Source organism: Nonomuraea sp. NPDC050394 (genome assembly GCF_044459065.1).
Taxonomy (GTDB): Bacteria; Actinomycetota; Actinomycetes; order Streptosporangiales; family Streptosporangiaceae; genus Nonomuraea.
The window spans coordinates 1584092-1604431 of record NZ_JBITIO010000001.1 but is presented as its reverse complement, the minus strand read 5'-3'; the positions used below and the strand labels follow the sequence as shown (position 1 = coordinate 1604431).

Below are 20340 nucleotides of genomic sequence, written 5' to 3'. Positions count from 1 at the left end.
CGTGGGCACCGGACTCTGCGTGCCACGCTGGTTCGCGCCGGATCGTTTCCTCACGTGACTGGCACTTCCTCGCGGGTTCCACGGGGTGGTGAGGGATAGACGGGACAACCCTCGGAACAAGGAGCTATTTGAGCACATCCTCCTAACTCAGGCCAACACTCCGGTCTCACCGAACTCATCAAGCATTGCAAATCACCCACTCCCTGCCATATCACATCTTCATTATCACCTCAAAGGTCATTATTTCGGACATACGACCCAGCCCTCGATATTTCGGACAACACAAAACGGATGATTTCATGGCAATTGCGACCGGGGCTCCTGTACGATCTCCGCCTGTTCGCACGGCTCCCACCTGTCGCTCGGGACGCTCGCGGAACCCTTGCACCACCCCGTCGAGGAGACTCATGACTTTCGGGCCTACCCTCCGCGTGTCCGTAATCGGGCTCGTCGTGGCCGTTTCCCTTGCCGCCTGCAGCAGCGGCTCAGGCTCTCCCTCTGGCTCCTCCGCAGGTGGGGGCCTTGAGAAGACGACGATCACCATCGGGGTCTCCCCCGTACCGTCGTCCGCGCCGGTTTACATCGCCGAAGCGCGAGGTTTCTTCAAGCAAGAGGGCCTCAGCGTCAAGATGGAGATCATCCAAGCGCCCCAGGCGGTCATGCCCAAGATCGAAAACGGCAGCATGGACATCTTCAAGGGCAGTTACGTGTCGTTCCTAAACCTTCAGGACGGTGGTCAGAAGATCAAGATCCTGTCCGATACCCTCCAGGGCGCACCCGGCATCGCCGCCGTCGTCGTCCCGAAGGACTCCAAGCTGCAGAGCGCCAAGGAGCTCAAGGGCAAGACCATCGCCGTCAACTCCCTCAAGAACCTCGGCGAGCTCTCCGTCAGCGCCCACCTGCAGATCAACGAGCTCACCCCGCAGGACGTCAAGTTCACCGTGATCGACTTCCAGGCGCAGATCGCCGCGCTGAAGACCGGCACCGTGGACGCCGCCTGGCTGGTGGAGCCGTTCCTGTCGGCGGCGCAGCAGGGCGGCGCGCGCGTACTGCTCGACACCAACACCGGCCCCACCGAGTCGCTGCCGATCGACGGCTGGGGCAGCACTGACGCGTGGGTGGCCAAGCACCCGAAGACCGCCGCCGCCTTCCAGCGCGCCGTTCAGAAGGCCCAGCGACTGGCCGCGACCGACCGTTCCGCGCTGGCCGAAGTGGTCCCGAAGTACACGCAGATCCCCAAGGAAGCGGTCATGACCATGGCCATGGGGACCTTCCCGACCTCGCTCAACGCGACGCGCATTCAGCGCGTGGCCGACCTCATGCACGAGTTCGGCTATCTGAAGAGCAAGATTGATGTCCCCACTATGGTCTTCAACGGACCCGAGCAGTAGCAGGAGCGAAAACATGAGATTAACGCGGGTCGTCACCGTCGCCTGCGCGACCGTTCTCGCCCTGGCCGCGTGCGGCGGCGGGCAGAAGGAAACGCCGAAGGCGCAGGGCTCGGCCCCCGCCGGCGGACTGGAGAAGAGCACGATCACCGTGGGCGTGGTGCCCGTGCCCTCCTCCTCGCCGCTGTACATCGCCGAGAAGCGTGGCTTCTTCAAGGCGGAGGGCCTGACCGTCAAGACGGAGATCATCCAGGCTCCGCAGGCGGTCATGCCGAAGATCCTCAACGGCAGCATGGACGCCTTCCTCACCAGCTACGTCTCGCTGATGGCCATCCAGGACTCCGGCGCGGCCAAGCTCAAGCTGTTCCAGCACGTCCAGACCGGCGCCCCCGGCATCGCGGGCGTCGTCGTGCCCAAGGACTCGCCGGTCAAGGCGACGGCCGACCTCAAGGGCAAGACGGTCGCGGTCAACGTGCTGAAGGCGCTCGGCCAGACCGCCACCAACGCCCACCTCCAGGCGGCCGGTCTCAAGCCGGAGGACGTCAAGTTCGTGGCGATCCAGTTCGCCGACCAGCTCGGCGCGCTGGCCTCCAAGAAGGTCGACGCCGCCTGGCTGGTGGAGCCCTTCCTGTCGGCCGCGATCAAGGAGGGCGCGACCCAGATCATCGACACCACCAGCGGTCCGACCGCGGGCATCCCGATCGACGGCTGGGGCGTGTCGGAGAAGTGGCTGGCCGACAACCCGAAGACGGCCGCGGCCTTCCACCGCGCGCTGGCCAAGGCGCAGAAGATCGCCGGTGAGGACCGCAACGCCATCAACGAGGTGGTCCCGACCTACACCCAGATCCCCGCGCCGGCCGTCGCCGCGATGAAGCTCGGCAGCTTCGGCATGGAGCCGGACATGGCCGCGTTCCAGAAGCTGGCCGACCTGCTCCACGGCTACGGCTACCTCAAGGCGAAGATGGACGTCTCGACACTCATCCCCGCCAAGGTCGAATGAGCACTCTCCGCAACAGACGAGGAATCCTGGGCGCCGCCGGCGTCCTGGGATTCCTCGTTCTCGTCGAGGCCCTGGGACGTCTCGGAGTCATCGACCCCGAGATCATCCCGCTCGTCTCGACCGTGCTGGTCACCACGGTCGAGATCGCCTTCGAGGGCGAGTTCCTGTCCAACGTGGGAAACACCCTGCTGGCCTGCCTCATCGGCCTGGTGATCGCGATCGCCACCGCGGTGCCCGCCGGGCTGCTGCTCGGCACCGTGCCCGTGGTCGAGCGCTCCGTGCGCCCGCTGGTGGAGTTTCTGCGGCCCATCCCGTCGGTGTCACTGATCCCGCTGGCGATGTTCCTGTTCACCGAGAGCCAGGACGCCAAGATCGCTCTGATCGTCTACACCTGCGCGTGGCCACTGCTCATCAACACGATGTACGGCTTGAGCGACGTCGACCCCCAGGCCAAGCAGACCCTGCGCAGCTTCGGGTTCGGCGGCATGTCGATCGTGCTGCGGGTCAGCCTGCCCAGCGCGGCGCCGTTCATCGCCACCGGCATCCGCATCGCCCTGTCGGTCACGCTGATCGTGGCGGTGAGCGTCGAGCTCATCGCCGGTGGCGGCGGCGGGATCGGCAACTTCCTCTCCCTCGCCAGCGGCGCCAACCGCATCGACAGGATGCTGGCCGGAACGATCTGGGCGGGCCTGATCGGCCTGGCGGCCAACGCGTTGTTCATGGCCGGTGAGCGCCGGTTGTTCCACTGGCACCAGGGATCGACGTCATGATCATACGCAGGCTCGCGTGGTACTGGCTGCTGCCCGTCGCCGTCCTGGCCTGGGAGCTGGGCACGCGGCAGGCCGAGGCCACCTACTTCCCGCCACCGAGCGTCATCGTGGTCCGGCTGCACGAGATGTGGTTCTCCGGGCCGCTGTCACGGGTCTTCCTCACCGACGAGGCGCTCGCCGACCTGGTCCCGAGCCTGGCCAGGCTCATGGCCGGCTGGGCCATGGCCGCGGCGGCGGGGGTGGCGCTCGGCGTCCTGCTGGGCCGCTCGCGCTGGCTGTCGGCGCTGGCCGACCCGCTGATCCACTTCGGCCGCTCGGTGCCGCCGTCGACGCTCCTGCCGATCTTCCTCATCCTGTTCAAGATCGGTACGCCGATGCAGCTGGCCTCGATCGTCTACGGCGTCGTCTGGCCGGTGCTGATCAACGCCGCGGACGGGGCACGCTTCGTCGACAAGCAGTACATGGAGACCGGTGACGTCTTCCGGCTGAGCAGGACGCAGCGGGTGTTCCGCATCATCCTGCCGGCGGCGGCACCGAAGATCTTCGCCGGGCTGCGGCTGAGCGTCTCGCTGGCGCTCATCATGATGGTCGTCTCGGAGCTGGTCGGCAGCAGCGAGGGCATCGGACACCGCATGCTGGAGGCGCAGAGCGAGTTCGACATCCCGGCCATGTGGGCGGGCATCGTGCTGCTGGGCATCCTCGGGATCCTGCTCAACGCCGTGTTCATCGGGGTGGAGCGGATGACGCTGGGCTGGCATCGGGCCAGCCGTACTCGCTGAGACGCCCCCTTCCCGATTCAGGAGGGGAGGGGGCGTCCGCGCGTCAGCCGTACAGGCGCTCGATGATCTCCTTCTGGCGGGCAACGAACCAGGCGCGGCCGGGTTCGGCGCCGGTCAGGCCGTCGGGGCGCTCGACGTCGTGGCGGGCGTACTCCTCGGCCCACAGGGCCGGTTTCACGCGTGAGAGCAGGTTGGTCATGCCGGGGCGGGTGCGGAAGCGGCGCAGCCCGCCGAGGTCGAGCTCGGCCGCCGCGATCACCGACTCGCCCGGCCCGGCGACGGCCAGCACGCGGCCCTCGAAGTCGAGGACCTCCGAGCCGCCGTTGGTGGAGTCGCCGGGGATGGAGATGCCGCTCAGGCCGCCGCTGTTGGCCGAGACCACGTAGGCCATGTTCTCGATGGCGCGCGCCCGGCGGCCGATCGCCTTGGGCGTCAGCGCCGGGGCGGAGGCCTCCGAGGTCGGGTGGCAGAAGACCTCGGCGCCGCGCAGCGCCAGCGACCTGGCCAGCTCCGGGTAGAGGATCTCCTCCGAGGCCAGCGCGGCCAGGTTGCCGATCTCGGTCCTGGCCACCGGCAGCACCGCGTCCATGCCGTAGACGCCGAGGTAGCGCTCCCACACGTCGTAGGGGCTGGGCGAGTACATGGAGTGAAGCCTGCGGTAGCGCAGCACCGTCTCGCCCTGCGGGGAGAGGATCACGCAGGCCTGGAAGAACAGCTCGGGGAAGTGCTCGTCGCTCTCGTAGGCGTTGACGCACAGGTAGACGCCGTGGCGGCCGGCGATCTCGGCCAGTTCCTTGTACTCCTCGCCGTCGGGGGCCAGGGCCGCCTTGTCCCGCCAGGCTGCGACGCTCTCGCTGATGGGGAAGCCGGTCAGCACGTACTCGGGCAGGACGACCAGCCGCAGGTCGGGACCGATCCAGGCCTTGGAGCCGCCGAGGCCCGCGTCCACACGGGCGATGGCCGCCCTGATCTCGGAACGCGGGTCGGCCAGCCCCGTCACCGCCCGGGTCTCCAGTTGCAGGGCCAGCGCCCGGTAGGCGGTCACCGGTGCCACCACGGGTCGGCCGCGGCCGAGCGGTTGACCAGGTGGGCGCGGCGGCGGACGAACCGGTTGATCGAGACCTTGCCCATGCGCGAGCCGCCGAGGCCGGAGAGCTTGAAGGAGTTCTTCTCCCCTTCGTGCACCAGCGCCGTGAGGGAGGCGTCGTTGACGCTGACCGCGCCCACCTCCAGCCGCCGCGCGAGCGCGCGGGCGTCCTGCTCGCTCGCGGCGAAGACCGCGCCGGACAGCCCGTACGCGCAGTCGTTGGCCAGCCGGACCGCCTCATCGGCGTCGTCCACGGCCATCACCGGAAGGATCGGCCCGAACGTCTCCTCGGTCATGAGCGCCATCGAGTGGTCCACGCCCGACACCACGGTCGGGCGGCACCACAGCCCGCCGCCGTGGTGCTCGATCCGGCCGCCGGTGTGCACGACCGCGCCGCGCTCGACGGCGTCGGCGAGGTGGCGCTCGATGACGTCGGCCTGGTCGGCCGCGATGATCGGGCCGATGGGGCCGCCCTCGCAGGTCAGCGTCACCTTGGCCGCCTTGTCGGCGAGCAGCGCGAGGAACTCCGCGTGTACGGCCCGCTCCACGTAGACCCGCTCGATCGACTGGCAGGCCTGGCCGGCGTTGGCGGTGCCGCCCCACAGGACGGCGGCGGCGGCCCGGTCGAGGTCGCTGCCGGCCAGCACGATGGCCGGGTCCTTGCCGCCGAGCTCCAGGAACGCGGGGATGAACGCCTTGGCCGCCGCCTCACCGACCTTGCGCCCGGTGGGCACGCTGCCGGTGAACACGACCGCGTCGACGAGGCCGATCAGCGCGGCGCCGGTCTCCCCCGCGCCCTCGACCACCCGCAGGGGCAGTTCCTCGGGCACCAGCCTCATCAGCGGCTCGATGAACCTGGGCGTCACCTCGCTCGGCTTGACCAGCACCGCGCACCCGGCGGCCAGCGCCGGGATCGCGTCGATGAGGCCGAGCAGCAGCGGGAAGTTCCACGGGCTGATCACCCCGACCAGCTCGTACGGCACCGCCTCGCCTCCGACCACGATGCCGGGCAGGCCGGCGGGCTCGTCCTGGGGCGGGGCGAGAAGGGCGGGGGCCTGCCGTACCCACCGCTCGATCATGCCCGCGACGATCTGACGTTCCAGCACCGACTCGCCGGTGCGGCCGGTGTCGGCCACGAGCGCGGCGAGCAGTTCTTCGTCGGTGGCCAGCGCGGCCCCGAAGCGGTTGAGCACGGCCCCTCGGTCCGCCTCGCGCCAGGCGGGCGCCGCCGCGCGCAGCTCTGCGGCCGTGGCCGTGAGCCGCGCGGGCGACGGTGGTGCGAGCAGGCGGTCGGTTTCCCCGGTGAGCGGGTTCCTGACCTGCGTCATGGTTACCTTCCGTTGGTGGTGCACCACTGGGCCCAGGTGGTGGCACCACGGCCCAGTTGCTTGTTGTAGAACGACGTCCAGGAGTTCTCGCTGGCGCCGGGGTCGGTGGGAGCGGCCTGGTAGAGCGGGTACTGCAGGTCGATCTTGGCACGCAGCCAGGGCTCGACCTCAGCGTAGGAGTTGAGCGCCCAGCTCCGCGCGTGGTAGGTGAGCTGGCCCTGGACGCTCGCCTCCGGCAGGCACATGAAGGGCGCCCATGGGCTGGTGCGGCTCCAGCTGATCTTGGTCTTCATGGCGAGGGTGGGGACGGTGCCGTCGACGGTGCGTGCGGCGCGCTCACGGTCGTCGACGTAGAAGTCGAACATCTCCATCGCGCTGTAGTGGCCGTTCTTGAGGCCGAAGCTCTCGCCGAGCGTGGTGGTGAAGTTGGTGTTGACCGGGATGTCGCTGGTCCACGCCGTTTCCTCGTGCCGCTGCTGCAGGGGCGGGCCGACGTAGGAGGGGGTGACGTTGAACGGGCCGAAGGCCACCCTGTCGTTGTTGATCGGCACGACCGGGTAGATCTTGCCGTCGACGGGGTTGGTCCACTCGGTGAGGATCTGCGTCGGGTTGGTGGGGCTGGTGTAGAAGACGATCTCGCGGGAGAGCTGGTGGATCTGCGTGGTGCCGGGCACGCGGTAGAGCCGGCGGATGTTGTAGCCCTCGAGGTTGAACAGCTTCTGGCCGTGGCGGATCTTGGGGTCGAGGGCGTTGCCCTCCACGTTGGCGTAGACCGAGCCGGAGATGCGGAAGACCATGTCCTGGCCGTCGGGGCGGCCCATGGACTGTAGCTGGAGCTGTCCGGCGTCGTCGGTGACCGTCCGGTAGATGGGGCCGGGGGCCCAGGGGTCGTCGATGTCGGCGGCCACGGCTCCCGGTGCGAGACCGGTCAGCATGACGGCGGATAAGGCGATAGCGAAGGACAGACCACGGCGCTTCAACATCGTGTCTCCGGAGGTGGGGCGGCGATAGCGGGGGAAATACGATCATCAACGGAGAGACTCTGTCAACGCGCGTGTCGGCTCCGGGCAGTGCTTCCGGCCGCCCCCGGTCAGGGCGGCCGGGGCGGGGTCAGGCCACCCGTCGCTCGTCGATCAGCGTGCGCTTGACGCAGACGCCGCCCTTGACCCACTGCCACACGCGGCTCTTGCTCTTGCCGTCGTCGCTGAGGACGATCAGCTCGAACAGCCGCAGGTCCTCGTCGGCGGCCTTGTAGATCCAGCTCAGGTAGATCGTGGACGCGTCCAGCTCCCAGAACTCGCCCTTGATGCGCTCGGTGTCGAAGCCGCAGCGCCCGTTGCCCAGGTACGTGCCGGGGAACTGGAGCTCCTCGGTCCTGCCGTCGTCCCAGGTGTAGCGGTTGACCTGGTGATAGGTCTTGTCGTCCACGATGGTGCAGGTCAGGTGGGAGCGGTGGCGGTCGATCAGGTTGCCGTCCGCGTCAAGGTGGGTGTACGTGCCCTCCCACTCGCCTTCGTGGCGGGCGAGCAGCGGCATGTCATCACGAAGCCCCATAGGAACACCTCTTGCAGGGTTGGTCATGGTTTGCGGCCGACGCCGGCGACCGCCAGTTTCAGCACCGGATGGCTCTCCTGGAACGGCTGATCGGGGTCGGGACGCCAGTCAGGCACCCCTACCAGCCCGGGATCGACCATTTCAAGACCCGCGAAGAAGCGGGCGATCTCATCCTTGGTGCGGTATCGGGTGTTCCGGGCCTCCAGCAGCGAACGGCTCTGCTCGTCGCCCCTGTTCAGGAGGTGGTGGATGAACACGTAGCTGCCCGAGGGAAGGGCGGCGACGAGTTCCTTCGTCAGGTGCCAGGGGTCCTCCTCGTCCTGGACGTGGTGGAGGATCCCGCACAGGATCAGGCCGACCGGCCGCTTGAGGTCGATGTGCGCGAGCAGCTCGCGGTCGCCCAGCAGGGCGGCGGGCTCGCGCAGGTCGGCGTGTACGGCGAGCGTGTTGACATTCCTGGCCAGCAGGGCTCTGGCATGGACCAGGACATGCGGGTCATTGTCCACGTAGGCGACACGCACCCCGGGATCGACCGAGTGGGCCACCTGATGCACGTTTTCGGCTGTCGGTAACCCGGTGCCGATGTCGATCAGCTGGCGTAGACCGACCTCTCCGACCAGAAACCTGACGACCCTGCCCAGCACCGCGCGCTGCGCGCGGACCCCGATCTCGACACCGGGCATGAGCGCGCGGATGCGCTCACCCTCGGCCCGGTCGACACCGAAGTTGTCCTTGCCCCCGAGCAGGTAGTCGTACACACGAGCAGGGCTGGCCTCCGACAGATTCAGTCCGTAGGGAGCCTCACCATCGACGTCTGCCACGACACCCCTTACACCCAAACCTATGATCGCCCTCTGAGCCTATCCGGAAAGCCACCCTGCCATCTACACGACATACCAACATAAATGCCCATAAAACCGGACAAAGTACGCGGTTTAATTTAAATCCGACGGTCAAAAGGCTAAAACTGACATATCCACTATATCTCCTTTAAATCTCTTCTCGTGCGTTACAGTGCGTGTCATCGTCGCTCACACCCCCTGGTTCATAAGGAGACACGGCATGCGGTTACGTGCCCTGGGGCGCACCGCCCTGATCGGCCTGGCGACAACCCTGGTGATTGCGGGGTGTTCTGGATCCGGGACGGAAAGCAAACCGGGGGGTACGGCCAACGCGTCGGGTCTGGAGAAGACCTCGTTGCTCATCGGCCAGTACCCCGGAGCAGACTCGGCGCCCCTGTTCATCGCGATGGAACGCGGCTTCTTCAAAGAGCAGGGACTTGATGTCAAGCAGGAACCCATCCAGGCTCCGCAGGCCGTGTTGCCCAAGCTCAGCAACGGCCAGATGGACGTCGTCCTTGGCAGCTACGCCACCATCCTGACCATTCAGGAGGGCGGTTCGGAGAAGTTCAAGTACATCGCCGACTCCTATCAGGGAGCCAGCGGCGCGTTCGGCGTGATGGTCGCGAAGAATTCACCGATCAAGAAAATCTCCGACCTCAAGGGAAAGAAGATCGGCGTCAACGCGCTCAAGGGACTCGGCGTTCTCACCATGAACCCGCACCTGAAGATCAATGGCGTTGACCCGCAGAAGGACGTCACCTACGTCGAGATCGCGACCACCAACTGGCTGTCGTCGCTGGAGAAGGGCGACGCGGACGCGGTCTGGATGACCGACCCGTACGTCAGCGAGGCGGAGAGCAAACTCGGCGCCACCATGCTGATCGACACCATGTCCGGCCCCACCGAGAGCCTGCCCATCACCGGCTGGGCGGCCACCGAGAAGTGGATCAGCGAGAACCCCAAGACCATGGCCGCCTTCCAGCGCGCGATGGCCAAGGCGCAGAACATCGCCGCCACCGACCGCGACGCGGTGACCGCGATCCTGCCCACCTTCACCAAGATCCCCAAGGAAACGGCCGCGACGATCAACCTCGGCAACTACCCGACCTCGCTGAACGCCCAGCGCATCCAACGCGTCGCCGACCTGATGGCCGAGTACGGCTTCCTGAAGGCGAAGATGGACGTGAGCACGATGATCGTCAATCCGCAGGGATGACCGCAGCGATCGACGGAACGCGGCGCGAGCGCGACCCGCTCGCCCGCGTCCCCTTAGCGAAGATCACCCGCCACGTCATCGGCGTGGCGGCTTTTCTGCTTCTGTGGGAGGTCGTGAGCCGGGCCGGGCTGTTCACCTGGCTGCCGAACGCCTCCGACTCGCTGATCAGGTTCGCCACGCTGGCCGCCGACCCCGTCTTCCTCGGCGACCTGGCCGCGACGCTGACCGCCGCGATCCTCGGGCTCGGGCTCGCGGTGCTGCTGGCCGTACCGGTGGGGCTGCTGCTCGGAACGGTGCCGGTGGTGGAGGAGACCACGCGCGCCATCGTGGAGTTTCTGCGGCCCATCCCGTCGGTCGCGCTGATCCCGCTGGCGCTGTTCTTCTTCACGCCGGAGATCAACGCCAAGATCGCGCTGATCGTCTACGCCGCGTCCTGGCCCATCCTCATCAACACCCTGTACGGCGTGCGCGACGTCGACCCGGTCGCCACCGAGACCCTGCGCTCGTTCGGCTTCGGCGCGGGCGCGGTGGTGTGGCGGGTGGCGCTGCCGAGCGCGGCGCCGTTCATCTTCACCGGTGTACGGCTGGCCGCCTCGGTCACCCTCATCCTGGCCATCAGCGTGGAGTACTTCGTCGGCGGCGCCAGCGGCGTGGGCAGGTTCCTCATCGAGGCCAGCACCGGCATCGGCGAGTCGGCCATGCTCGACGTGATCGCGACGCTGATCTGGGCCGGGCTGGTCGGCCTGATGGTCAACGCGGTGCTGCTGCGCGCCGAGCGGCGGTTGTTCAGGTGGCGGAGCTCATGATCAAGACTCTCGTCAAGCGGCTCTGGCTGATCCCCGTCGTCCTGGCCGGCTGGGAACTGGCCGCGGTCGCGGTCGCCAGCCCGTACTTCCCCGCGCCCTCGCGCATCGTGGTGCGGCTGTATGAGATGTTCGCCGCCGAGGAGGCGATCGGGCACGTCTGGCCGAGCCTGGCCAGGGTGGTCGGCGCCTGGTGCGTGGCGGTGCTGGTCGGCGTCCTGCTGGGCGTGGCGCTGGGGCGTACGCACTGGCTGGCCGACTACATCGACCCGCTCGTGGAGTTCGGCCGGGCGGTGCCGCCGCCGGCGATGCTCCCGGTCTTCCTGGTGTTGTTCAGCATGGGCACCGAGGTACAGGTGGCCACGATCATCTTCGGCATCATCTGGCCGATCCTGCTGAACTCCATCGACGGCGCCCGCCACGTGGAGCGGATGCAGATCGAGACGGCCACCGTCTTCGGCATCCCCGCCCACCTGCGGGTCCTGCGCATCATCCTGCCCGCCGCCTCCCCCAAGATCTTCGCGGGGCTGCGGCTGAGCGTCTCCCTGGCGCTCATCCTCATGGTCGTCTCCGAGCTCAAGGGCAGCACGGAGGGCATCGGCTACCTGCTCAGCCTCGCCTCCAACAATGCCGACATGCCCGCCCTGTGGGCGGGCGTCGTGATGCTCGGCGTGCTGGGCTTCCTTCTCAACTCCTTGTTCCTCATGGGCGAGCGCCGCGTCCTCGCCTGGCACCACAACCGGAGGCGGTCATGACAGACCTGCTGATCAGGAACGTGCGGGTGGTCACCCACGAGCGTGACGAACCCGTCGAGGCGGACATCGCGATATCGGAGGGCCGCATCACCGCGGTCGCCCCCGGCCTGCCGCCCGGCGACGACGTCATCGAGGGGAACGGCAAGCTCGCCTTCCCCGGCGTGGTCGACGCCCACCAGCACTGGGGCATCTACAACGCGCTGGAGGAGGACGCCTCGACCGAGAGCCGGGCGGCCGCCCAGGGCGGCGTCACCACCGCGCTCACCTACATGCGCACCGGCCAGTACTACCTCAACCGGGGCGGCCCCTACGCCGAGTTCTTCCCCGAGGTGCTCGCCAGGGCCGAGGGCCGCGCCTACATCGACTACGGCTTCCACCTGGCGCCCATGTCGAGCACGCACATCGCGGAACTGCCCGACCTGATCGAGAAGCACGGCGTGCCCAGCTTCAAGATCTTCATGTTCTACGGCGGGCACGGCCTGCACGGCCGTTCCAACGACCAGAGCCGTTTCCTCATGCTGCCCGACGGCGAGCGCTACGACTACGCCCACTTCGAGTTCGTCATGCGTGGCGTCCAGGCGGCCCGCGAACGCTTCCCCGAGCTGGCCGGCGAGATCTCGCTGTCGCTGCACTGCGAGACCGCCGAGATCATGACCGCCTACACCAAGCTGGTGGAGGAGGCCGGCGAGCTCAGCGGCCTGGCCGCCTACAGTGCCTCGCGGCCGCCGCACTCCGAGGGCCTGGCCGTCTTCATCGCCTCCTACCTGGCCCACGAGACCGGGCTGGCCAACATCAACCTGCTGCACCTGTCCTCGCGCAAGGCGCTGGACGCCGCGGTGCGCATGGCCGCCGCCTTCCCGAACATCGACTTCCGCCGCGAGGTCACCATCGGGCACCTGCTGGCCTCCGTCGAGACCGCGGAAGGGCTGGGCGGCAAGGTCAACCCGCCGATCCGCCCCCGGGAGGACGTCGAGGCACTGTGGGAGTACGTGCTCGACGGCACCGTCGACTGGGTGGTCAGCGATCACGCCTGCTGCCGCGAGGAGCTGAAGTACGGCGAGCCGCGGGACGACGTGTTCGTGGCCAAGGCGGGGTTCGGCGGCGCCGAGTACCTGCTGCCGGGGCTCGTCTCCGAGGGCCGGCGGCGCGGCCTGCCGTACGGGAGGATCGCGGCGCTCACCTCGTGGAACCCCGCGCGCCGGTACGGCCTGCGCTCCAAGGGCACGATCGCGCCCGGCTACGACGCGGACGTGGCGCTGGTGGACCCGGACCAGACGTGGACGGTGCACGCGGCCGACTCGGAGTCCACGCAGGAGTACACGCCGTTCGAGGGCTTCGAGCTGACCGCCCGGGTGACCGACACGTTCGTACGCGGCCACCACGTCATGGACGCGGGTAAGATCATCGGCCGTCCCGTCGGCTCCTATCTCGTGAGGCCCGGTGTTCACTGAAGGCGAGCTCCTCTACCTGCGCGACCACACGATCGGCCGGCTGGCCAGCGCCGGCGCGGACCGGCGCCCGCACGTGGTGCCGGTGCGGTTCCGGCTGTCGGAGGACGGGCGTTCGCTGGAGATCGGCGCGCGCGACCTGCCCGTCCGCGGGCAGCGGCGCGCCTACCGCGACAACGCCGCCGAGAACCCTGAGCTGGCGATCGTCGTGGACGACTACACCGAGGACGGCGTGCCGCGCGGCCTGCTCATCCGCGGCACCGCCAAGCTCCACGACGACGGCGGCGAGCAGGTGGTGCGCGGCGGCGGTCCGCAGTGGCTTGAGCTGCTGCCCGCCTCGATCTCCTCGTGGGGGATCGACTCGGCCGGGTACGCGCCCCCGATCCGCCGCGCGTTCTAGCCGCCCTGCCAGGCCAGCACCCTGCGCTGTACGGCCAGCAGCACCGCGTTGAGCGCGTAGCCGAGCACCCCGATCAGCACCACCGCCGACCACATCGTGGGCAGGTCGCCGACCGCGTAGGCGTCCTGCAGCAGGTAGCCGATGCCGTTGGACGAGCCGGGCATCAGCTCGGAGAAGACCATGAGGATCAGCGCCACGGACATGCTCAGCCGCAGCCCCGCGAACACCTTCGGCAGCGCCGACGGCACGAGCACCCGCCACAGCCGCTGGGCGGCGGTCAGGCGGAAGACCTGGGCGGTCTCCAGATGCTGCCGGTCCACGCCTTTGACGCCGTCGGCGGTGTTGAGCAGGATCGGCCAGAGTGTGGCGAAGGCGATCGTGGCCAGTTGCATCTGGGTGCCGACGCTGAGCAGCACGATGAAGACCGGCACCAGCAGCGGGGGCGGGACGGCGCGGAAGAGCTGCAGCACGGGGTCGGCGTAGGCGCGCGCCTTCGCCGACCGGCCCAGGACGAAGCCCAGGACCACCCCGGTGATCACCGCGCCCGCGAGCCCGGCGGCCAGCCTGCCCAGGCTTGGGGCGAAGTGCCCGATCGCCTGGTCGGTGAGGATGTAGGGGCCGGAGAACCACATCTCGTACATGCGCGCCGCGATCTGCGAGGGCGGCGGGAAGAAGCGGTTGCCCGCCGAGCGCGACAGCGCCTCCCAGGCCAGCGCGCAGGCGGCGAACACCGCCCAGCGGATCACCGGTGGGCCCAGGAGAACAGGCGGCGCTCGCCGCGTACCAGCAGGGTGTTGGCGAGCAGGCCGAGCAGCGCGGCCCAGACGGTGACGGCCAGCACCTCGACCGTGGCGTCGGGGACGAACGTGGACTGGGCCACGTGCACGCCGATCCCCCGGCCGGTGCCCATGAAGATCTCGCCGGCGATGGTGGCGATCAGGGCGATGCCGGCGGCCAGCCGTACACCGGTGGCGATGAACGGCGCCGCGCTCGGCAGCGAGACCCGCACCAGCACCGCGGTACGGCCGAAGCCGAAGGCGCGCAGCGTGTCCACGGCCACCGGCTCGACGTCGCGCAGCCCGTACACGGCGTTGAACAGGACCGGCCACAGCGCGACGTAGGTGACGACCACGACCCGGGTGGTGCCGCCGGAGCCGAGCATCATGCCGACCAGCGGGAAGAGCGCGACGCCCGGCATCGGGCGGAGGAACTCCAGCACCGCTCTGCTCGCCCGTTCGACGCCCGGCAGGCTGCCGAGCAGCAGCCCGGCCGGGATCGCCAGGGCGGTGGCCAGTAGGGTGCCGCCCGCCCAGGTGAGCAGGGTGCCCGCGAGGTGGGACAGGTAGCCGGGATCCAGGGCGAGCGTCGCCGCCCTGGCCAGGATGTCCCCGGCGGGCGGCAGCGTGCCCCCGCTCGCCCGGCCCAGCGCCTCCAGGCCGGCCAGCAACAGCGCGACGCCCACGGCGCCGCGCCGGCGAAGCCCGGTCAACCGCCCGGGGTGTAGATGAGGTCGGCGGCCTTGAGGTCGCCCTTGAGCAGGCCCTCGACCTTCATCTGGTCGATGACGCGCTGGAGGCGGGCGGCATCGGGCGCGGTCGGGAAGTCGACGAGCTTGATCGCCGCGGCGGTCGTGGCGTCCATCTTGGTGTAGGTGGGCAGTTGCAGGACCTTCTCGACGCTGACCCGGTCGGCGGCCAGGCTCTGCGCCTTGCCGAGCGCCTTGCCGAGGGCGGTGGCGGTCTTGGGGTTGGCGTCGATCCACTCCTGCTTGACGAAGTAGCCGGCGGTGGGCCAGTTCTGCGTGGTGCCGGAGGCCAGGTCGGTGACGAGGCGGAAGCCCTTGCCCGCGGCCTGGCTGGTGAACGGCTCGGTGAAGGCGGCGGCGTCCACCTGCCCGGCCTCGACCGCGGCGACCGTGTTCGGGACCGGCACCTGCACGTACTCGACCTTGGCCGGATCGGCGCCGGCGTCGCGCAGGACCGCGTTGAGCATGAGCGGCTGGACGTTCTTCAGCACCGCGACGGCGACCTTCTTGCCTTCCAGGTCCTTGACCGTCTTGATCGGCGAGGACTCCGGCACCATGACCGCCTGGACGCCGGGCTTGCCGACCGACCCCTCAGAGATGATCTTCAGTTTGGCGCCGTTGTCGATGATCTGCAGCAGGGTCACGTAGTTGGCGAAGCCCAGGTCGACCTCGCCGCTGTTGAAGGCGACGCTGCCGGCCTTGCTGTCGGTGAAGAACTGCGCGGTGAGGTCCAGGCCCTCGCTCTTGAAGACGCCCTTGTCGAGACCCACGTGCAGTCCCGCCTGGTCGAGGAACGGCAGCGCCATCGCCTTGACCACGCTGGACTCCTGGCCGCCGGTCTTGCCCGGCTCCGCCGCGTCCGTCCCCGAGCCGCAACCCGCCAGCGCCGTCGCGGCCACCATGACCACTAACAGCGACACTCGGGAGAATTTCATGAAATTTCCACCTCTTCCGGCTTACGCCCCCTGCCACCCGAGCAGGCGGCGCTCGATCACGACGAACAGGGAGTTCACCACGTAACCGAGCAGACCGAGCAGCGCGATGGCGGCCCAGACCCCCGGGGTGTCGAACCCCCGCTGCGCCTGCAGCAGCTGATACCCGATCCCGTCGGTGCCGCCGAACAACTCGGAGATCACCATCATGATCAGTGCCAGCGAAAGACTCAACCGCAGACCGGCCAGGATCTTCGGCGCCGCGGCCGGGATGATGACCCTGCGGACCTGCTCGGCGCGGGACAGTCCGAACACGCGGGCCGTCTCGATCTGCAGGACCTCGACCGAGCGGGCACCGTCGATGGAGTTCAGGAGCACCGGCCAGATCACGCCGAAGACGATCCCGGCCAGTTGCGTGGCCAGCCCGCCCTGCAGCAGCGCGAGGAAGAACGGCAGCAGCAACGGCGGCGGCACCGAGCGGCCGAACTGGATCAGCGGCCCGGCGTAGTCCTGGGCCGCCCGTGAACGGCCGATCAGCACCCCCGCCAGCACACCGGCCGCGGCGGCCAGCACCCATCCGGTGAACATGCGGGCCAGGCTCGGCAGCAGATTGGCCACCGCCTCGTCGGTCAGGAACAACCGGGCCGCCGGGCCCGAGAACCACAGCTCGCGCATCCGGCCCGCGATCGCGGTCGGCGGCGGGAAGTCCGTGTCGTCCTTCAGCCGCGTGAGCACCTCCCACACGACCAGCACCGCGGGCACGAACCACAGCCTGTTCAGCACGCTCACCCGGCCACTCCCCTGCGTGCCTCGTGCCAGCGGAACAGGCGGCGCTCGCCCGCCACCAGCAGCGTGTTGGCCAGCAGGCCCGCCGCGCCCGCCCAGAGGGTGGCGGCCAGCATGAGATCGGTACGGTTGCCGCTGCCCGCCTGGATGACGAAGACGCCGATGCCGGAGCTGCCTCCGGCCAGCAGTTCCGCGCTGACCGCGAGGATGAGGGCCACGCCGGCGGCGATGCGGACGCCGGTGGCCACGAACGGGGCGGCGCTGGGCAGGCTGACCCGCCACAGCACCGCCAGGGGGCCGAAGCCGAAGCTGCGCAGGGAGTCCTTGGCCAGGGGGTCGACCTCGCGCATGCCGTACAGCGTGTTGATGAGGATGGGCCACACGGCGGCGTACACGATCACCGAGGCCTTCATCGCGACGTCCACGGGGATGAGCAGGATCGCCAGCGGGATGATCGCCACCGACGGGATGGGACGCATGAACTCCAGCAGCGGGCGGGTCGCCCGCTCGGCGGCGGGCAGCGCGCCGAGCGCCACGCCCGCGGGCACGGCGACGGCCACGGCGGCCAGCAGGCCGAGCGCCCAGTTGAGCATGGTGGCCGCGACGCCCGCCAGAAACGCGGGGTCGGCCAGGAGCAGCGCGGCCTCGATCAGCACGGCCGAGGGCGGCGGGAACACCACGCCCTCGGCCAGCCAGAAGCGCACGACCAGCTCGGCCACGAGCAGGAACGCGGCGACGCCCGCCGCGCCCCGCACGGCACGCACGCTCATCCGGTGGGGCTGACCAGGAGCGTCTTGACGTCCAGGGGCTGCTTGAGATAGCCGAACTCCAGCATCAGGTCGGCCACCCGCTGCAACTTCGCCGCGTCGAGGTCGGTCGGGAAGCTGCCCAGCGTGATCTTCGTGACCGCCGTCTTGTCGATCTTCGAGTACGAGGGGATGACCGCCTCTACGGCCTTGCGGTCACCGGCGGCCAGCTTCTGCGCCTTGCCGATCGCGCGCTGGAAGGCGGCGAGTGTCCTGGGGTTCTTCGCGACCCACTCATCGGTGGCCATCCAGGCGGCGATCGGCAGGTCAGCCGTCGGCCCGGTCATGGTGTCGGCGAGGACACGCAGACCCGGCTGGACCTGCGTGGCGGTGATGAACGGCTCGGTCAGCCACGCGGCGTCCGCCTGCCCTGCGGCCAGCGCGTTGCCCATGTCGGGGAACGGCTTCTCGATGAACTTCACCTCGCCCGGCGCCACGCCCGCGCTCTTCAGCGTCGAGGTGACGGCCAGCGTGCCGATGTTGTTGAGGGTGTTGACCAGGATGGTCCTGCCCTTGAGATCGGCGAGCGCCTGGATCGGGGAGTCCTTGGCCACCATGAGGTCGAAGGTGTCCGGGGCGGCGCCGTAGAGGTCGCCGACCACCTTCACCTTCTCGCCCCTGCTCGCGGCCAGGAACGTGGAGACGTAGTTGGTGTGGGAGATGTCGAGGGCGCCACTCTTGATCTGCGGCAGGGCGACGGCGCCACCCTGGATCGTGATCGGCTCGACGGTGAGGCCCTCTTCCTTGAAGTAGCCCTTGGACTGGGCGATGTAGAGGGCGGCCGCGTCGGGGATGGGCAGCGCGCCCACCTTGATGACGGGCTTCTCCAGCCCGCCGGTGGACGCCTGCTCGGCACCGCCGCACGCGGTCAGCGCCAGGGTGGTGGCGAGCAGGAGGGCGGGGATCGTACGTCTCATGGTGCGCGCTCCGGGGGGTGGGGAGGGCCTGCCGCAAGAGACGATATTTCATGACGCGCGGCTTTTCTGACACCTTTTCGACGAGTGAAATCCCCAATCCGGACTCAAAGGCACAAAGCAACGTGAATTCTGGTCAATGCCAGCTATGGCCTCACAATTCGGGCCTCCGCTAGAGTCAGGGGGTCACTCGCGCCCCTCAAGGAACCCAGCCTTGCTCGAGATATCCAACCTCAGCCACACCTACGGCAGCGGCCCCAGCGCCCACCACGCCATCGAAGGCCTCTCCCTGAGCGTCGCCGACGGCGAACTGCTGTGCATCGTCGGCCCCTCCGGCGCCGGCAAGTCCACGCTGCTGCGCAGCATCGCCGGCCTCCTCACGCCCACCGGCGGCGAGATCAAGGTCGACGGGCAGGTGGTCACCCACACACCCGACAACCTGGCCGTCGTCTTCCAGGACTACAGCCGCTCGCTGTTCCCGTGGATGTCCGTGGCCGACAACGTCGCCCTGCCGCTGCGCCGCAAGAACATGGACAAGAAGGCGCGCAGAGACGCCGCGCAGGAGGCGCTGGAGTCGGTCGGGCTGGGGGACGCGGGCAAGAAATACCCGTTCCAGCTGTCCGGCGGCATGCAGCAGCGGGTCGCCATCGCCCGCGCCCTCGCCTACCGTCCGACGCTCATGCTCATGGACGAGCCCTTCGGCTCCGTCGACGCCCAGACCCGCGAAGACCTCGAAGACCTCGTCCTGCAGGTGCGCGGACACCACCAGATGACCATCGTGCTCATCACGCACGACATCGACGAGAGCGTGTACGTCGGGGACCGCGTGGTCGTCCTGTCCAAGGCTCCCGCCAACGTGGTCGGCGACCTGCCCGTGGACCTACCGTCCCCCCGCGACCAGATCACCACCCGCGAGCACCCCGACTTCGTCCACCTCCGCGCCGAGGTCGGCCGCCTCGTCCGCGGCCTGGACTCCAAAACTCCCGCCTGACGATCTCCGCGCGATCTCCGCGCAAGGGCGCTTTGGGGTTACGGCAGGCCGCCCCACCCCCACCCGCCGCACGTGGCCGGTGACCTTCCAGGGGAACGCTCCTCCGCCTCCCCGGCGGGCCACCGCGACGTGCGCACGTAGACCCCCGCGCGGGAAGACCACCGCACACCCGGAGCTCGCCGTCTCGACCCCGGCACCATGCGCCAGGGGCATCACCCGGACAACGCGCAAAAGGCCGGGTTCCACGCCCCAGGTGGGTTCCCGGCCCGTGCTCCCGCGTTGAGTCCTGGGCCGGTGTCCCGGCGTGCCTTCTGGGCCAAGCGTCCCCGGCCCGTGCTCCCGCCTTGAGCTCTGGGCAGGTGTCCCGGCGTGGGTTCTCAGCCCGTGCTCCCGTGTTGAGCCCGGGGGTGGGTTTTTGGGGTGGGGTTTTGGGTGGCAGGGGGTTGGTTGGCCGGGCCGGGGGGCTCGGCCAACTCCTGCGCGGCTATGCCGGGGCGATCTGGCGGGTCAGGGCGTGTTCGACCAGCGTGATCAGGGTGGACTTGACCGACTCCCTGTTGCGGGCGTCGAGGCGGACGATCGGGGTGCCGTCGCCGACCGTCAGTGCCTCGCGCAGTTCCCGCTCATCGTGCAAGAAGGCCCCGTCCCAGCCGTTCACACCGACCACGAACGGCAGCTTGGCCTCTTCGAAGTAGTCGATGGCCGGGAAGCTGTCGGCCAGGCGGCGCGTGTCCACGAGGACCACCGCGCCGATGGCGCCGCGTACCAGGTCGTCCCACATGAACCAGAACCGGTGCTGACCCGGCGTCCCGAACAGGTAGAGGATCAGGTCGCGGTCCAGCGAGACCCGGCCGAAGTCCATCGCCACCGTGGTCGTGGTCTTGTTGGGAGTGAGCGACACGTCGTCGACGCCGGCCGACGCGTCGGTCATGACGGCCTCCGTGGTGAGCGGCAGGATCTCAGAGACCGCTCCCACGAACGTCGTCTTGCCCACGCCGAAGCCTCCAGCCACGACG

22 protein-coding genes are annotated in these 20340 nt (G+C 69.0%); 10 read left to right on the top strand and 12 right to left on the bottom strand.

Going from position 1 to position 20340, the window contains the following annotated elements; all coding sequences use genetic code 11:
- The first annotated feature begins 299 nt into the window (after positions 1 to 299).
- From ACIBKY_RS07795 to ACIBKY_RS07780, 4 genes are read left to right on the top strand one after another with little or no spacing between them, the layout of a single operon-like run.
- Positions 300 to 1391, top strand: a complete 1092-nt coding sequence (locus ACIBKY_RS07795; protein WP_397095272.1) for an ABC transporter substrate-binding protein — start codon at positions 300 to 302, stop codon at positions 1389 to 1391.
- 13 nt (positions 1392 to 1404) lie between these two features.
- The gene (locus tag ACIBKY_RS07790; protein WP_397095271.1) at positions 1405 to 2388 is read left to right on the top strand and encodes an ABC transporter substrate-binding protein; all 984 of its coding nucleotides are present in this window, start codon (positions 1405 to 1407) and stop codon (positions 2386 to 2388) included.
- On the top strand, positions 2385 to 3158 hold the full coding sequence (locus ACIBKY_RS07785) for an ABC transporter permease (protein ID WP_397095269.1): 774 nt from the start codon (positions 2385 to 2387) through the stop codon (positions 3156 to 3158). Before ACIBKY_RS07790 ends, ACIBKY_RS07785 begins: the two co-directional genes overlap by 4 nt.
- The gene (locus ACIBKY_RS07780; RefSeq protein ID WP_397095267.1) at positions 3155 to 3937 is read left to right on the top strand and encodes an ABC transporter permease; all 783 of its coding nucleotides are present in this window, start codon (positions 3155 to 3157) and stop codon (positions 3935 to 3937) included. Before ACIBKY_RS07785 ends, ACIBKY_RS07780 begins: the two co-directional genes overlap by 4 nt.
- Positions 3938 to 3980: 43 nt before the next feature.
- Here ACIBKY_RS07780 and ACIBKY_RS07775 read toward each other — a convergent pair whose 3' ends face one another.
- The 5 genes from ACIBKY_RS07775 to ACIBKY_RS07755 form a co-directional block, all read right to left on the bottom strand.
- Positions 3981 to 4982, bottom strand: coding sequence for a nitrilase-related carbon-nitrogen hydrolase (locus ACIBKY_RS07775; RefSeq protein WP_397095265.1), 1002 nt, complete (start codon positions 4980 to 4982; stop codon positions 3981 to 3983).
- Positions 4979 to 6352 (bottom strand): aldehyde dehydrogenase family protein, encoded by a 1374-nt coding sequence (locus ACIBKY_RS07770; protein ID WP_397095264.1) that lies wholly within the window; start codon positions 6350 to 6352, stop codon positions 4979 to 4981. The genes ACIBKY_RS07775 and ACIBKY_RS07770 overlap by 4 nt, the downstream gene beginning before the upstream one ends.
- A gap of 2 nt (positions 6353 to 6354) precedes the next feature.
- Positions 6355 to 7335 carry a DUF1838 family protein gene (locus ACIBKY_RS07765; RefSeq protein WP_397095262.1) on the bottom strand — a complete coding sequence of 327 codons (981 nt, stop codon included), beginning with the start codon at positions 7333 to 7335 and terminating at the stop codon, positions 6355 to 6357.
- A gap of 127 nt (positions 7336 to 7462) precedes the next feature.
- Entirely contained in the window at positions 7463 to 7906 is a 444-nt protein-coding gene (locus tag ACIBKY_RS07760; RefSeq protein WP_379620334.1) for a DUF3598 family protein, read from the bottom strand.
- A gap of 23 nt (positions 7907 to 7929) precedes the next feature.
- A complete protein-coding gene (locus tag ACIBKY_RS07755; protein WP_184965586.1) occupies positions 7930 to 8727 on the bottom strand; it encodes an SAM-dependent methyltransferase in 798 nt (265 codons plus the stop codon).
- A 241-nt stretch (positions 8728 to 8968) separates the two neighbouring features.
- On the opposite strand from ACIBKY_RS07755, the gene ACIBKY_RS07750 reads away from it, so the two are divergent.
- The 5 genes from ACIBKY_RS07750 to ACIBKY_RS07730 are packed head-to-tail and all read left to right on the top strand — an operon-like array spanning position 8969 to position 13370.
- Positions 8969 to 9964: an ABC transporter substrate-binding protein gene (locus ACIBKY_RS07750; protein ID WP_397095259.1), complete on the top strand. Its 996-nt coding sequence runs from the start codon at positions 8969 to 8971 to the stop codon at positions 9962 to 9964.
- Positions 9961 to 10770 (top strand): ABC transporter permease, encoded by an 810-nt coding sequence (locus ACIBKY_RS07745; RefSeq protein ID WP_397095257.1) that lies wholly within the window; start codon positions 9961 to 9963, stop codon positions 10768 to 10770. Before ACIBKY_RS07750 ends, ACIBKY_RS07745 begins: the two co-directional genes overlap by 4 nt.
- Positions 10767 to 11522 carry an ABC transporter permease gene (locus ACIBKY_RS07740; protein ID WP_397095255.1) on the top strand — a complete coding sequence of 252 codons (756 nt, stop codon included), beginning with the start codon at positions 10767 to 10769 and terminating at the stop codon, positions 11520 to 11522. The genes ACIBKY_RS07745 and ACIBKY_RS07740 overlap by 4 nt, the downstream gene beginning before the upstream one ends.
- Positions 11519 to 12973: a dihydroorotase family protein gene (locus ACIBKY_RS07735; protein WP_397095253.1), complete on the top strand. Its 1455-nt coding sequence runs from the start codon at positions 11519 to 11521 to the stop codon at positions 12971 to 12973. The genes ACIBKY_RS07740 and ACIBKY_RS07735 overlap by 4 nt, the downstream gene beginning before the upstream one ends.
- Entirely contained in the window at positions 12963 to 13370 is a 408-nt protein-coding gene (locus ACIBKY_RS07730; protein ID WP_379620322.1) for a pyridoxamine 5'-phosphate oxidase family protein, read from the top strand. Before ACIBKY_RS07735 ends, ACIBKY_RS07730 begins: the two co-directional genes overlap by 11 nt.
- Here ACIBKY_RS07730 and ACIBKY_RS07725 read toward each other — a convergent pair.
- From ACIBKY_RS07725 to ACIBKY_RS07700, 6 genes are read right to left on the bottom strand one after another with little or no spacing between them, the layout of a single operon-like run.
- A complete protein-coding gene (locus ACIBKY_RS07725; RefSeq protein WP_397095251.1) occupies positions 13367 to 14116 on the bottom strand; it encodes an ABC transporter permease in 750 nt (249 codons plus the stop codon). The genes ACIBKY_RS07730 and ACIBKY_RS07725 overlap by 4 nt on opposite strands.
- Positions 14113 to 14859 carry an ABC transporter permease gene (locus ACIBKY_RS07720; protein ID WP_397095249.1) on the bottom strand — a complete coding sequence of 249 codons (747 nt, stop codon included), beginning with the start codon at positions 14857 to 14859 and terminating at the stop codon, positions 14113 to 14115. Before ACIBKY_RS07720 ends, ACIBKY_RS07725 begins: the two co-directional genes overlap by 4 nt.
- On the bottom strand, positions 14856 to 15830 hold the full coding sequence (locus ACIBKY_RS07715; protein WP_397095247.1) for an ABC transporter substrate-binding protein: 975 nt from the start codon (positions 15828 to 15830) through the stop codon (positions 14856 to 14858). Before ACIBKY_RS07715 ends, ACIBKY_RS07720 begins: the two co-directional genes overlap by 4 nt.
- 21 nt (positions 15831 to 15851) lie before the next feature.
- Positions 15852 to 16616: an ABC transporter permease gene (locus tag ACIBKY_RS07710; protein WP_397095245.1), complete on the bottom strand. Its 765-nt coding sequence runs from the start codon at positions 16614 to 16616 to the stop codon at positions 15852 to 15854.
- The gene (locus ACIBKY_RS07705) at positions 16613 to 17383 is read right to left on the bottom strand and encodes an ABC transporter permease (RefSeq protein ID WP_397095243.1); all 771 of its coding nucleotides are present in this window, start codon (positions 17381 to 17383) and stop codon (positions 16613 to 16615) included. Before ACIBKY_RS07705 ends, ACIBKY_RS07710 begins: the two co-directional genes overlap by 4 nt.
- Positions 17380 to 18336 carry an ABC transporter substrate-binding protein gene (locus tag ACIBKY_RS07700; protein WP_397095241.1) on the bottom strand — a complete coding sequence of 319 codons (957 nt, stop codon included), beginning with the start codon at positions 18334 to 18336 and terminating at the stop codon, positions 17380 to 17382. The genes ACIBKY_RS07705 and ACIBKY_RS07700 overlap by 4 nt, the downstream gene beginning before the upstream one ends.
- A gap of 211 nt (positions 18337 to 18547) precedes the next feature.
- On the opposite strand from ACIBKY_RS07700, the gene ACIBKY_RS07695 reads away from it, so the two are divergent.
- Entirely contained in the window at positions 18548 to 19324 is a 777-nt protein-coding gene (locus ACIBKY_RS07695; RefSeq protein WP_397095239.1) for an ABC transporter ATP-binding protein, read from the top strand.
- A gap of 484 nt (positions 19325 to 19808) precedes the next feature.
- Here the strand turns inward: ACIBKY_RS07695 and ACIBKY_RS07690 are convergent, their stop codons facing one another.
- Entirely contained in the window at positions 19809 to 20336 is a 528-nt protein-coding gene (locus ACIBKY_RS07690) for a GTP-binding protein (RefSeq protein WP_397095237.1), read from the bottom strand.
- Positions 20337 to 20340 lie beyond the last annotated feature (4 nt).

Excerpts from the sequence above, each read along its gene's own strand:
- ACIBKY_RS07795 (WP_397095272.1), top strand. The coding sequence starts at position 300 with ATGGCAATTGCGACCGGGGCTCCTGTACGATCTCCGCCTGTTCGCACG.
- ACIBKY_RS07790 (WP_397095271.1), top strand. The coding sequence starts at position 1,405 with ATGAGATTAACGCGGGTCGTCACCGTCGCCTGCGCGACCGTTCTCGCC.
- ACIBKY_RS07785 (WP_397095269.1), top strand. The coding sequence starts at position 2,385 with ATGAGCACTCTCCGCAACAGACGAGGAATCCTGGGCGCCGCCGGCGTC.
- ACIBKY_RS07780 (WP_397095267.1), top strand. The coding sequence starts at position 3,155 with ATGATCATACGCAGGCTCGCGTGGTACTGGCTGCTGCCCGTCGCCGTC.
- ACIBKY_RS07770 (WP_397095264.1), bottom strand. The coding sequence starts at position 6,352 with ATGACGCAGGTCAGGAACCCGCTCACCGGGGAAACCGACCGCCTGCTC.
- ACIBKY_RS07765 (WP_397095262.1), bottom strand. The coding sequence starts at position 7,335 with ATGTTGAAGCGCCGTGGTCTGTCCTTCGCTATCGCCTTATCCGCCGTC.
- ACIBKY_RS07760 (WP_379620334.1), bottom strand. The coding sequence starts at position 7,906 with ATGGGGCTTCGTGATGACATGCCGCTGCTCGCCCGCCACGAAGGCGAG.
- ACIBKY_RS07750 (WP_397095259.1), top strand. The coding sequence starts at position 8,969 with ATGCGGTTACGTGCCCTGGGGCGCACCGCCCTGATCGGCCTGGCGACA.
- ACIBKY_RS07745 (WP_397095257.1), top strand. The coding sequence starts at position 9,961 with ATGACCGCAGCGATCGACGGAACGCGGCGCGAGCGCGACCCGCTCGCC.
- ACIBKY_RS07740 (WP_397095255.1), top strand. The coding sequence starts at position 10,767 with ATGATCAAGACTCTCGTCAAGCGGCTCTGGCTGATCCCCGTCGTCCTG.
- ACIBKY_RS07735 (WP_397095253.1), top strand. The coding sequence starts at position 11,519 with ATGACAGACCTGCTGATCAGGAACGTGCGGGTGGTCACCCACGAGCGT.
- ACIBKY_RS07715 (WP_397095247.1), bottom strand. The coding sequence starts at position 15,830 with ATGAAATTCTCCCGAGTGTCGCTGTTAGTGGTCATGGTGGCCGCGACG.
- ACIBKY_RS07705 (WP_397095243.1), bottom strand. The coding sequence starts at position 17,383 with ATGAGCGTGCGTGCCGTGCGGGGCGCGGCGGGCGTCGCCGCGTTCCTG.
- ACIBKY_RS07700 (WP_397095241.1), bottom strand. The coding sequence starts at position 18,336 with ATGAGACGTACGATCCCCGCCCTCCTGCTCGCCACCACCCTGGCGCTG.